At 55.0% G+C, this 12,100-nt stretch carries 13 protein-coding genes; 6 read left to right on the top strand and 7 right to left on the bottom strand.

Features of this window, described 5'->3' with window-relative positions; translation table 11 throughout:
• Positions 1-28 precede the first annotated feature (28 nt).
• Positions 29-979: a bifunctional riboflavin kinase/FAD synthetase gene (locus tag LVD14_RS08245; protein WP_237133610.1), complete on the bottom strand. Its 951-nt coding sequence runs from the start codon at positions 977-979 to the stop codon at positions 29-31.
• Positions 980-1,057: 78 nt separating this feature from the next.
• Entirely contained in the window at positions 1,058-1,270 is a 213-nt protein-coding gene (locus tag LVD14_RS08240) for a hypothetical protein (protein WP_237133609.1), read from the bottom strand.
• A 135-nt stretch (positions 1,271-1,405) separates the two neighbouring features.
• On the opposite strand from LVD14_RS08240, the gene LVD14_RS08235 reads away from it, so the two are divergent.
• The 3 genes from LVD14_RS08235 to LVD14_RS08225 all read left to right on the top strand — a co-directional run bounded on the left by LVD14_RS08235 (position 1,406) and on the right by LVD14_RS08225 (position 3,069).
• The gene (locus tag LVD14_RS08235) at positions 1,406-1,720 is read left to right on the top strand and encodes a hypothetical protein (protein WP_237133608.1); all 315 of its coding nucleotides are present in this window, start codon (positions 1,406-1,408) and stop codon (positions 1,718-1,720) included.
• A 138-nt stretch (positions 1,721-1,858) separates the two neighbouring features.
• Positions 1,859-2,626: a dienelactone hydrolase family protein gene (locus tag LVD14_RS08230; RefSeq protein WP_237133607.1), complete on the top strand. Its 768-nt coding sequence runs from the start codon at positions 1,859-1,861 to the stop codon at positions 2,624-2,626.
• 104 nt (positions 2,627-2,730) lie between these two features.
• A complete protein-coding gene (locus LVD14_RS08225; RefSeq protein WP_237133606.1) occupies positions 2,731-3,069 on the top strand; it encodes a P-II family nitrogen regulator in 339 nt (112 codons plus the stop codon).
• 21 nt (positions 3,070-3,090) lie between these two features.
• Here LVD14_RS08225 and LVD14_RS08220 read toward each other — a convergent pair whose 3' ends face one another.
• The 4 genes from LVD14_RS08220 to LVD14_RS08205 all read right to left on the bottom strand — a co-directional run bounded on the left by LVD14_RS08220 (position 3,091) and on the right by LVD14_RS08205 (position 6,109).
• On the bottom strand, positions 3,091-3,525 hold the full coding sequence (locus LVD14_RS08220) for a PaaI family thioesterase (protein WP_237133605.1): 435 nt from the start codon (positions 3,523-3,525) through the stop codon (positions 3,091-3,093).
• 8 nt (positions 3,526-3,533) lie between these two features.
• Positions 3,534-4,559: a hypothetical protein gene (locus LVD14_RS08215; RefSeq protein WP_237133604.1), complete on the bottom strand. Its 1,026-nt coding sequence runs from the start codon at positions 4,557-4,559 to the stop codon at positions 3,534-3,536.
• Positions 4,560-4,683: 124 nt separating this feature from the next.
• The gene (locus LVD14_RS08210; RefSeq protein ID WP_237133603.1) at positions 4,684-5,646 is read right to left on the bottom strand and encodes a M56 family metallopeptidase; all 963 of its coding nucleotides are present in this window, start codon (positions 5,644-5,646) and stop codon (positions 4,684-4,686) included.
• A 13-nt stretch (positions 5,647-5,659) separates the two neighbouring features.
• Positions 5,660-6,109 carry a BlaI/MecI/CopY family transcriptional regulator gene (locus LVD14_RS08205; RefSeq protein ID WP_237133602.1) on the bottom strand — a complete coding sequence of 150 codons (450 nt, stop codon included), beginning with the start codon at positions 6,107-6,109 and terminating at the stop codon, positions 5,660-5,662.
• Between the two features lie 219 nt (positions 6,110-6,328).
• Here LVD14_RS08205 and LVD14_RS08200 point away from each other — a divergent pair, with 219 nt between their 5' ends.
• On the top strand, positions 6,329-8,416 hold the full coding sequence (locus tag LVD14_RS08200; protein WP_237133601.1) for a TonB-dependent receptor: 2,088 nt from the start codon (positions 6,329-6,331) through the stop codon (positions 8,414-8,416).
• A 23-nt stretch (positions 8,417-8,439) separates the two neighbouring features.
• Here LVD14_RS08200 and LVD14_RS08195 read toward each other — a convergent pair whose 3' ends face one another.
• Positions 8,440-10,188 (bottom strand): methyltransferase domain-containing protein, encoded by a 1,749-nt coding sequence (locus LVD14_RS08195; protein ID WP_237133600.1) that lies wholly within the window; start codon positions 10,186-10,188, stop codon positions 8,440-8,442.
• A 29-nt stretch (positions 10,189-10,217) separates the two neighbouring features.
• Between LVD14_RS08195 and LVD14_RS08190 the strand changes: the two genes are divergently transcribed.
• Both LVD14_RS08190 and LVD14_RS08185 read left to right on the top strand, forming a co-directional pair.
• Positions 10,218-11,570 carry an ATP-binding protein gene (locus tag LVD14_RS08190; protein WP_237133599.1) on the top strand — a complete coding sequence of 451 codons (1,353 nt, stop codon included), beginning with the start codon at positions 10,218-10,220 and terminating at the stop codon, positions 11,568-11,570.
• Positions 11,542-12,078, top strand: a complete 537-nt coding sequence (locus LVD14_RS08185) for a response regulator transcription factor (RefSeq protein ID WP_237133598.1) — start codon at positions 11,542-11,544, stop codon at positions 12,076-12,078. The genes LVD14_RS08190 and LVD14_RS08185 overlap by 29 nt, the downstream gene beginning before the upstream one ends.
• Positions 12,079-12,100 lie beyond the last annotated feature (22 nt).

Here is a 12,100-nt window from a genome sequence, read left to right as displayed (position 1 = left end):
TGTCACTTGCTCGATTTACGTTTTGAATTCAATGGTTGGCAAGCCACGCTCTGGCCTGCTGGGTGTCCTTGCCTATTTGCTGTGTCAGCTCGTCCAATGACGAAAATTTCTGCTCCGAGCGCACCCGGTGCCGGAAGATCACCGACATCCACGCACCGTAGACATCCTGGTCAAAATCCAGCAAGTGCACCTCCAGAATGGCCTCGCCGCTGTCATCCACCGTCGGACGATATCCGATATTGGCAATCCCCGACACACTCAGCTGACGTCCATCAGGCAGGCTAATCTGTGTGTCGCAGACATAGACGCCATGCAGGGGGATATTGCGACGATTAAGCGCCAGGTTGCAGGTTGGGAAGCCAATGTCACGTCCCAGTTGCCTGCCCTTGACAACTTCTCCGGCAATTGCATAAGGCCGCCCCAACAATCCAGCCACGGTTTCGAAGTCCCCGGCCCTGAGCCGGTCGCGCACATACGTGCTGCTGACGCGGGCGCCATCGTAGCTGCAGCTCTGGGTCTCGATTACCTGAAAACCTGCACGCGCCCCATACTCCTGCAGTAAGGCGTAATCGCCTTGACGCTGGTGACCAAATCGGAAGTCATTGCCCACGATCAGACAGCGCACATTCAGACCTTTGATCAGGATATCCTCGACATACTGCTGGGGGCTCAGACGGCAGAGTCTGTCGTCAAAGCGCAGCAGATAGACCGTGTCGACGCCAAACTCTTCCAGCAATGTGATCTTTTCAGCGGCCTCACTGAGCCTTGGCGGGCAGTCACGGGGATTTCTGGCAAAAAACTCTTCCGGATGCGGCTCAATGACAATTACAACAGTGGGCACATCGAGCTCAGCTGCCCTGGCCCGCAATTGCCTGACGATCTGCTGATGCCCAAGGTGCACGCCATCAAACTTGCCGATGGTCGCTACACAACCTGGATGATGTTCCAGGAAGCCTTCAGTGTCGTGAATGACGTTCATGAGCCAGCTGCTGCAGAAAAAGCCGGATTATAACGTGTTAGTCGCCAGCTTCCCACTCCTGAGCCAGACCATCCGCGCTTAGCGCAACCGGGCTCTGCCAGCCTCGTATAACCATTTGGCCAGTACCAGCGCCGCCACAATCACAACAAACTGGCCGATAAAGGTATTGGCCACGGAGATCGAATCAGGCCGCGTCATGATAAAACCCAGATTAATGGCCGTCATTACCGCCGCCAGTGCGCTGGCCAGCGCCAGCACCAATAGAATCACTGCGATTATTTTTGTTTTCATCACGCCTCCAGCGTCCAGTTATCCTGATGCTCAGATCCACCGATTATGGCAGCGGAAAGGTCAATCGGTCCATAACACTGGCAGTGGGCATAGCTGAAAGGTATCATTCGGGTCCTTGCGAGACTGGGTAGCAACATGCTTTGGAAGATTTTGATTACAGCTCTTGTCGTGGTGGTCGCATTTGCCTACCTCAAACGACGCAGCCGGCTGCAGCGGGCTGCCCAGCAGCAGCATCGCGTCAACGAATTTCTGGGGCATGCCGAAACCTCATCCGGATGGCGGGATAACGGTACCGGTGACCCGACGCTGAACCGCAGCCTGGCCGCGCGACTGCGATTGATCCTCTGGATTATTCTTACTCTCATTCTGCTGGCAGGCTCAGTCTACAGTTTCTTCCAATGGCGTGACCAGCAGTCTGAACCGCTTGCCAGCATGGAGCGTAACCCCTAGTCCAGATGCACTTTCTGTCGGGCCAAAGGCACGGCTTGTCGACATCAGGGCGCGACCCCAGGATTAATCTGATATTCTGAACCTGTTCAAAAATATTCATCATTCCCTGCCCTGGACCATTACCCAGCCGGACACTGCATGCTGCTCACGTTTGACCACACAGAACCATTAAGACTGTCCATCACGCGCAATCTGCACCGATTGCTTCGCTGGACGCTGTGTCTTTGCATGACAGTGCTACTGCTGTCCCAATCGGGCCTGGCGCTTGCACGCGAAGTACGCGTGACCATGAGCGATGGCAGCGAGGTCAAGGTTTTCCTGTTTGAACCGGACAACCACGGCGAAGGCCCATGGCCGCTTTCAGTGCTGATACCCGGTGGCGGCGGCAATGAATATGTTGCGCGCGCGCAGTTCTGGCTGGGCCGCGAGCTTGCCAGACAGGGCTGGATGATCGCGGTTCCAGTGTCGACCGACGGCAGCAATTTTGATGGTCAAAACGGTTACAAAATTCCGGCTGTGATCGAACACCTGCAATCCCAGGCCGATATCCTGTCAGGCAAAGCCTTGCTGGTCGGAGTTTCCACAGGAGGCAGTTCTGCACTGGCGCTGGCCGCACAGCAACCCGATCAGTACCACGGCGTGGTCGCCGTGCCCGGTATCCTTCGTGACCTGAGCATTATTCAGGATATGAACAATCTGCCAGTTTACGTGCGGATCGCGCAGAATGACCTATTCCGCTGGGATCAGGCGATGCCTGACATGGTCACAGCTCTGGAACAGGCCGGCGCCAGAGTCAATGCCGGGCTTGTAACTGGCACTAACGCCAAACACATTTTTAACCTGGACTGGGATGAGCTGCGCCCATGGATTGATGCGCTGCACGCGCACGAACCGAGCAGCGATTGAACCTCCACTGACTCCCAGGCAACATCCCTGATATGGTGTATGACAGGCCTGCATGATAAAGTGCGCGTCCACAACCGAGTTTATGGCCACGCTGGAGTAGCTGGATGAAATTGATAACTGCCATCATTAAACCCTTCAAATCCGATGATGTTCGCGAAGCGCTGTCCGAGCTTGGCGTCAATGGCATGACCATGACGGAAGTTAAGGGTTTCGGCCGGCAAAAAGGCCACACCGAGCTCTATCGCGGCGCGGAGTATGTCGTTGATTTTCTGCCTAAAGCCAAGATTGAAGTAGCAGTCGCTGATGAGATCGTAGACGCTGTCATCGACGCCATCTGCAAAGCGGCCAACACTGGTCATATTGGCGATGGCAAAATTTTTGTGACCGCCCTCGAACAGAGCATACGCATTCGAACCGGCGAAACGGGCAACGATGCGTTGTAAGGCAAGACCGATAATTATTGCTTAATTGCTGGCCTTGTCGATGACACGCAGGGTCACAATCGAATAGACCTGCTTTTCCCCATCAGGGCCGTAAAATGTCACCGCAACCAGCGATGTCGAGCGGCCCTGATTGATCAACTCCCCAGTCAAGCGCACTCTCGGCCCGGTTACAGGCGATAGATAGTCAATCCGCATGTTGATTGTGGTGATCCAGTAGTCATGACGCGAACCAAACATGGTCCGGATGGTGTACAGAGCCACCATGTCGACGTAGGTCCCGGTAAACCCGCCAAATAACTGCTGCCGTGGATTCAGCACCTGATCGGGAATGTGGGCATCAATCTCGACAAAGCCGTGCGACTGCGCCAGCACTTTCCACTGCGGTGCTTCCAGCAGATCCCCCGCGCAATGTCCTGGCCGCATGAATATGGGTAAGTTTGTTTCGTCAGTTGTCATAGCCTGCCTCAATCGTTGACTGCGTTGCCAAACTCAAAAAAGTACACCTCCAGGTTCAGCTGCACGCGTGGATCAGGCTCCCAGTCGTATCGGTACTCAAACAGCAATTGCGGCACCACCTCCATAACCAGCCAGTCTTCGTAGATCGCTTTTCGATACAGCATTTGCGCGTAATAACTGTCTACCTCACTTTCCGGTCGATTCTGCCCCAACAAGCCGATTTCATAAATCATGCTCTCTCGTTCAGCCAGTTGCTGATGCAGTGAGAACGACTGTGCAAACTCTGTCAGCCGGTATTTGTGTTCGTAGTTCACTTCCGATTCAATGCGGAAGTTCCAGTCTTCAGAAATGCGTCGGGTAAAGAACAGCCGGGTATCCTGACCCCAGCCCTCGTTATGATAATAATAGATGCGGTTGTTGAGGCCGACATACCAGTCCTCGTTAATATCCACGCCATAGCGCGTCCGCAGACGATAGAACACATCCAGAGGGATCCGCCCCCTGACACCAACATCATGATTAAATCGCCACCCATTGCGCTCAGGGTGTTCGTAGCTGAAGCCACCGGTAAACTCGGAGGAATTGATGTTGCTCAGGCGCTGATCACGCAGTGAGTTCTGCTCACGGTTCTCAGACTCGAAGATCAGCTTCCAGCGTTCAGAGGCGCGCGGCAGATCCAGGCGGCCGCTGATGCGCGCATTGGAGAAATAAGCATCATGTCGCCCAACACGCTGATTGAAGCGGATTCTCAGGTAGCTTTGATTAATGTCTGCACTTTCGATATCGCCAGCGAGCCAGTCGTCAACGGACCGCCCCATATTGGTCACTCGCCGGGACATGTCGTCGCGCTGCTCTTCCAGCCACTCTAATGTCCGGTCCAGCGGCAATTCGTCCAGTGCACGTGATATCAGGCCGGGCTCATCATCCTGAGCTGTCTGATTTAAATCTTCGGCATCCTGTGCCCAGGCAATCGCAATTGGCAGGCAGAGCAGCGTCAGCAGCCAAGAGGTTTGCGCTAATTTCTTCCTGCCCACTTGATTCCCCTGATGGTTGATCTCAGCCGGCCCAGTTTAGTGCAGCTTCCCTGGCCTCGCCAGTCACCCCCGCAAATTTCCCTGCGAAGGTCATGTTTGGCCACATTCTGTCATTATTCAACAGTCAGACGAGTCGATGCGCGAGATATTCCAGGATCGCGATCAATGACTCAGCTCCGTGATGCAAAGGGTCCAGCGAAAGGATGAGCAGGGATGTGCAGATCAGAGTCAGCACCAACATTAGCCAGGCGGGAATTGGACGGCGGCTGTGATGAGCCAGTAAGGCCTCCACTCTGAGCTCAAGATCACTGCTCGCGAAACCACGCGAGTGAATCGGCGCCGGGTGATTCTTCAATACTCTCCCCACGTGCACCAGCGTCTCCGCAACACTGGCAACGCCATGATTACCCGCAGCCACAAAATCGCAGGCTTCTTCACACAATAAATGCATATCATGGCGAATCTGCCGGCCACGATCTCCCGGGACAAACAGCGTGAACACCCGACCCAGCAGCAACCTGAGATTGTCTTTACGCTGACGGTGCGCCTGCTCATGATCGAGGATAACGGCCAGCTGCTCGCGACTGCAGGACTCAAGCAGACCACGACTGATGAAAACACGCGGACTCCACCAGCCCAGAGTAAACACGGCCGGCTCTCTGGCATCGAGAAATCTGAATCCAGGCCTGGTTTCTGTCATCAATTCAAATTGCTTGAACATCGAGCGACCTTTAGCAAGCTGCTGCAGGAAATTAAATAACAGCACCAGAACCAGCAGACCAGCTATCACCAGACCGCCAATGGCGAGCGCATCGACACTCAGCAGCGGTACGTGTTCTTCGCAGGCGCCGTGACAGTGTGCCGAGATCAACATCCCGTCCGCCTGCGATACAAACAACAAACTGCTGGCCAGAAACCCGACAAGTGCGGGTGCCGCCCAGTATAGAAGTAACAGCAGACTGCCATGCTTTGGGTGTATTCGCAGCACAACACGTCGCAGCAGCGGATACAGCAGAGCAAAAAACAGTGCCAGTCCTGCCCACAGCATTAGCCAGATCAGAGAGAATGTGCCGACCATTTGAATCATGCTCGCAACTCCATCAAAGCTTACCCTCTTGCGGAGTACCGTCATTACCGCCCGATGTCCTGCGATAATTCCTGATCATCTCCTCCAGACTGTCCAGAGACGACTCGTCCATGTCGGCGGCGACGTGCACAAAACTGCTCAGAATGGTTTCCATGCGACCGTCATGCAAAAGGTGAATCGCCTCGCCCAGCATACGGGCCAACAGCGCGCCTCGGGAAACCGTGACAAAGTAAGAGTAAGCGTGACCCTGTTTAATGCGATCTACGAAAGACTTGCGATAGAGGCGTTCCAACGCCGACTGCACGGTGCTCAAGCTGGGTTGTCTGGTGCGCTGAAGGCGTTCACGGATCTGTCGTGCATCAAGATGCGGGCAACCCCACAGGACTTCCATGGCCTGCAATTCCAGCTCACCCAGATTGGTGGCAAGAATATTTGAAGAGGCTCGGTGCTTATTGTTTTCCATGGTTGGGCCTTGTGGACAACTGCATGCAGATTGCTGGGTGACAATCTAGCGCCCTTCCCCAAAAATTGCAAAAACCGATTGCCGATCGGCACCTATTCTGTCCATTTACTAATTACATATCAGTCACTTAAGATTTATAGCCATTTAAACAAGCTATATTCACAAGCCTCTAACTGCGAGATACGTAATTAAACAGGCCAACAGAATAAGGAAGTAATTTTGAAGTCAACTTACCTGCTAAGCGCTGCGATTGCCGTGGCACTGCCCACTCATGCTCAGACAAATAGTGATGCAGACAACGTTTTTGAAGAGATGCCCGTGCAGAGCACACAACAGGGCGTACGTGAAATTCTGGTCATGGGTACAGATTTCGACCTTCAGGGAGACCCTGAGACGGCGACCGAAGGAGTGGTCTACGCCCAGCAACTGGAACTGCGCCCGGTGTCACGAACTGCAGAACTGCTCGAGTTTGTTCCGGGTATGATCGCGACACAGCATAGTGGCGAGGGCAAAGCGAACCAGTACTTTGTGCGCGGCTTCAACCTGGATCACGGCACCGATTTTGCCATCAGTGTCGACAAAATGCCGGTCAACACACCGTCGCATGGCCATGGTCAGGGTTACGCGGACATCAACTTCATTATCCCCGAACTGGTTGGCACCCTGCGCTACCGAAAAGGCCCTTACTACGCAGACGCCGGTAATTTCGCCACCGCTGGCTCAGCCGAGTTTGTCTATCTGGACAGCCTGGATGAGGGGCAGATCAGTCTGACATTGGGTGAACATGACTACCGAAGACTGTTTGCAGGTGAATCCTTTGCCGTTGGCGACGGACAACTGACACTCGCTGGCGCGCTGACAGATTATGATGGGCCCTGGGACCTGGATCAGGATCTGGACAAACGCAATGCCATGATCAAGTACCACGAACAGGGCGAAGACTACAGCCTCAGCATCACTGGCCTGGCCTACGACAACAGCTGGGATGCCACCGACCAGATCCCGCTGCGTGCGGTTGAACGTGGTGCGATCAGTGTATGGGGCAATATTGACCCGACTGCTGGCGGCGAATCACGCCGCAACAGCCTGTCCATGGACTATGACAGTCAGCTGGACAGCCGCAGCCGCTGGCAGTTCAGTGCCTATCTTATGGATTACGCGCTGGACCTGTACTCCAACTTTACCTACTTCGACGCTGACCCGGTGCGGGGCGATCAGTTTCAACAGACTGACAGCCGTCGCGTTGCCGGTATCGACACGCAGTACGAGCAGGATCTTGAAACCCGGCTGCCGACCACTGTCCGCTTCGGTTTTCAGCATCGCTACGATGACATTCACGTCGGCCTGCACCTTTCTGAACAGCGTCAGCGTTACGCGAGCACACGTGACGACTATATCGAGCAGTCGCTGACCAGCGTCTATGCCGCCGTCGATACACGCTGGACCTCAAAGTTGCGAACTGTTGCCTCGCTGCGGACTGACCACTACCGGTTCCGGGTCGATGACCTGCTGGGTACAAACAGCGGCGAAGGTAACGACTCGCTGCTGAACCCCAGGCTGAATGTCATCTACACGCTGACTGACGACTTTGAGACCTACCTCAGCGCCGGACAGGGCTACCACAGCAATGATGCGCGTGGAGCCACAACCAGAACTGACCCGGTGACCGGAGATCTGACGACGCCAGTTGATCCGCTGGCTACAGCCAGAAGCTATGAAGTTGGCATGCGATCAACCATTATCCCCAGGACTCAGATAACGCTGACCGCGTTCCGGCTGAAGCTGTCGTCTGAACTGATTTACGTTGGTGACGCTGGAAATACCGAAGCGCTCTCGCCCAGTGAACGTGAAGGTGTGGAGATTGATATTCTGTATTCGCCGCTGGACTGGTTGCTGATTGATGCTGATGCAACCTGGACGGATGCCAGCCTGAAGGATATCGGCCCTGACGACTACATACCCAATGCCGTCAAAAACACGGCGTCACTGGGCGTGATTGCCGACAACATCCGCGACAGCGGCTGGAGTGCCGGACTACGCGTGCGCTATCTGGGTTCCGCGCCATTGATAGAAGACAACTCGGTTCGGACTGAACCCACAACGCTGGTCAACGCCCAGCTAAGCACCCGTCTGACTGACAATATGTCGCTGGATGTTGAATTACTGAACCTGCTGGACAGCCGTGACAGTGATATTACCTATTACTACGCTTCGCGTCTGCCGAATGAGGCTCAGGGGGTTGAAGATATCCACTTCCACCCGGCCGAACCACGAAGCCTGCGCGCCACGATTACCGCTCGTTTTTAGGCGACTGCCTGATACTCCGTCGGCTACATGAAGTCCATGTCGCCGGCGGTCAACCACCATTTGCCCTGCAATTGATCAGCGCCGGGGCCGGCAGTCCAGCGATTGCAGGGAATGTGTATACCCAGCGACTCGACACATAGTGACTCAATGCCGAGGCGATCCACCTGACCTGCTGACAACCAGAACACGGTCGGCCGACCCTGGCGCAGGGTGTGCGCGCTGATCTCATTAAAGGCCTGCCCCAACAGTGCCGGTTCGCATAGTATGTCCATAACCAGGTAATGCTCACCATGCGGTCTTAGCACAATGATCGCGACCAGCGTGTCGCCATCTATAATCTGAACGCTTTCGTACTCAAGCCCGGGGCGTTGTCTGAACCGATAGTCGAGATACTGCGAATCTCTGACGCCGATAATGCTATCTGTAAAACCCTCTTTCATGGTCAGCCACAGACTCTGCGCCGCTTCGATGACTGCGGCGTCCATGTCTCCGAACTGCAGGTGCCAGTCGGTCTGATGCTGAGCTACCGGAATTTTTAACTGCACCAGCTCATCAGTTTTGTCGTAAAGCTTCAGTCGCTGGGCAACGTGCATGGCTTTCATGTTGGGAAAGCCGAAACCAAGCAGATGCCTGGCGTGATAACCGGCGTATTGTTCCAGCATGGTTGAAGCCGTTTTGAAAAACAGACTGTCACGGCTGAAGAAACTGCGTTGCTCAGGCATGACCATGACGTCACAGATCTGAACTGCCGCGCCCGGATCGCCAAAATACAGAATATCCCTGCGGATACCGCCGTAGTGCGCCACCACCTGCTGATCCCGAAGGGCGGCCACCGAAGCGCCACGCCCTGCACCGTATTTCCAGTGCCACAATGCAGCAGAAAAATCTGTTTTGAAACTTCGCTCAAACACCTGCTGGAAATCTTCTGCCTGCAGGGTTTCAGCAGGCACCAGTGATTCTGCCGCGGCCTGCATTTGCCAGGTCAGTAGCTGGTGACTGGTGTCGCCTTGCCGCAATCGCTTCAAGTCGTCGAGCATGGCCGTTTCCAGCTCACTGATCGTTTCCGGGGACTCGTCAGTGAGTGCCACCAGTTCCTGCCGGTGTCCCTGAAACAGGGCAATGAACGCGCCCAGGAAATTGGCAGTTTCGCCGGTCATGTCCACCCTGTCCTGCAACAGGAACCCGGCTCGGGCAGCAAGCGCCTCAACATTATCTAACTGTGCCAGGTCGCACGACTTGGCGGCATCCGATGTTCTTGCCAGGAACTCATCAACAATCAGCACTCTGCCGTTATCAGCAAGCAAATGTCTTGCCGACGCAAAACAGCACAAGGGGAGAAAATAGCGCGCACTATTGTGAAAGATCAGCGCGTCGTATTGTTGCGGCGCCCATTGCGGCCACTGACTGGCAAAATCTGCAGTGACAATATTTGCACTGACTTCACTCAGCGCCTGCGTGCTCAGTTTGCTGGCCGCCTCATTATTATCCACGGCCGTGACCTGCCATCCGGCATCAGCCATGTGTCTTGCCAGCAGCCCTGAACCACTGCCCACTTCCAGTACTCTGGAACCAGCAGGCAGGTCCAGCGCAGCAATTATCTGGTCAGCGAGCCGCCGTTGAGCGTCTATCAGCTCGTCTGCAACCGGTGATGAGGAGCTGGAGCGGGCTTGCAGTGTTCCGTAAGCCAGAAAGGCGGATTGCTCTGCTGTCGCCTCCATCAATGCGGCGTAGACATTCAGGGGAAAACGTAATTTTTCTGCGACTGTCTCCATGCGCGGCATTATACGGTAGAATGCCGTGCATGAGTGAATCGTTGCTACAAGCCTTGAGCCGCCTGCTCGCGGCTGGCGCCAGTGAACTGCGCAGCTCCCCCAGAGTTGCCCTGCAGCGATTGCTGCTGTTGCGTGCACTGGTAACTATCACAGGCACTCTGGGTGCACTCATATTTAATTATTTCTCACCTTTGCAGGTCCCGCTCTCGGTAATTCTGGTGTTATTGTCCGGCATCATTGTGTCGCTGCTTGCCGGGTGGTTTCAGGTTCAACGGGCAACCCTGGTCGGACAGCGCACTGTCGCATTGAACCTCGCGCTGGATTTTGTGTTTCTGGCCATACTGCTGGCCTACACCGGCGGCGCTTCCAATCCGCTTATCTCATATCTGCTGGTTCTGTTGGCCGTTGCAGCAACACTGATGACGGCGCTATGGGCACACATCTTTGCGCTGGCAGCCATGGCGTTTTACACGGTTTTCCTGCTGATAGGCATCAATACTGACGCCCACAGTGACCACATGATGCAGAGCTTTCAGGTGCATCTGGTTGGCATGTGGGTGACATTTGTTGTCAGCGCAGCCTTGATCAGCATTTTTGTCAATCGGATGGCAGCAGCGATCCGCAGTCGCGAACTAAGTCTGGCCACGTTCCGCGAAAGCGAAATGCGCAATGAACAGCTGGTCGCCATTGGCACACTGGCAGCCGGTACTGCACACGCGCTGGGTACACCTCTGTCCACCATGTCGGTGCTGCTGGCCGATCTGGATGACCAGACTCTCGATGGCCTGCCTCCAGAGGAGCTGAAACGGGATATTCACCTGCTTCGTCAGCAGGTGATGCGGTGCAAGGCTTCTCTGGACCAGTTGACGCAGTTCTATCATCAGAATGATCCACAGAACCCTGGCAAGATCTCAGTGCGCGCCTTTCGCCAGGCGATCAGCGATTACATTACCAATATACATCCCAGTGCCACAATTTCCTTCAGTGTCGAACCAGAGTGCGACAAGCTGTTCCTGAGCAGTGATCTGACCGTGCGCCACGCCCTGATCAACTTGATCGAGAACGCCATCAGGGCCGCTGCCAGCCAGGTGCAGGTCCATTACCAGCGAGACCAGCAGACACCAGCCGTTCTGATGATCAGCGTAGAGGACGACGGCCCGGGTATTCCGGCACATGTGATGGAGAACATGGGAGAGCCGTTCATCTCGACGCGGGAAGGCAATATGGGACTGGGTATCTTTCTGGCCAACGCTTCCATTCAGCGACTGGGTGGTCAGATCGAAATGTTTAACTTGAAGGACGCCGGTGCCAGAACGGTCGTCCGCTTGCCAACCGTGACTGGGATATCCGGCGATGCCGAACAACTCACTACTGCTGATTGAAGATGACGAGGTTTTTGCCTCGGTACTGGTCCGCGCTTTTCAACGCCGCGGATTTGAAACTGCACATGCTACAGATATCCCGCAAGCACGCCAGCTAATCGCCAGCACGGCTTTCACTCATGCAGTAGTTGACCTGAATCTGGACGGACAATCGTCACTGGAACTGATTCCGCTGCTTCGCAAGTATGCACCGGCCAGCCGCATCCTGATGCTGACCGGCTACGCGAGCATTGCCACTGCGGTAGAAGCCATCAAACTCGGTGCCGACAATTACCTGGCCAAACCCGCCGACACCAATGAAATTCTGGCGGCACTTCAGGAGGATTCTGTAGAATCGGCGCGCGAGCCTGAGTTTCAGGAGCCGATGTCTGTTCGACGCCTTGAGTGGGAACATATTCAGAAGGTGCTGAAAGAGAACAACGGCAATATTTCCGAAACTGCGCGTCAGCTAAAGATGCACAGGCGAACTTTGCAACGCAAACTTCAGAAGAAGCCTGTATCAGGCTAGGCATGGGCCTCGAAGCGCCTGC

The sequence above is a fragment of the Pseudohongiella sp. O18 genome (assembly GCF_021729085.1).
Lineage (GTDB): Bacteria > Pseudomonadota > Gammaproteobacteria > Pseudomonadales > Pseudohongiellaceae > Pseudohongiella.
Note: the sequence above shows the minus strand (reverse complement) of the source record. Positions and strands in the feature narration are given on the sequence as shown.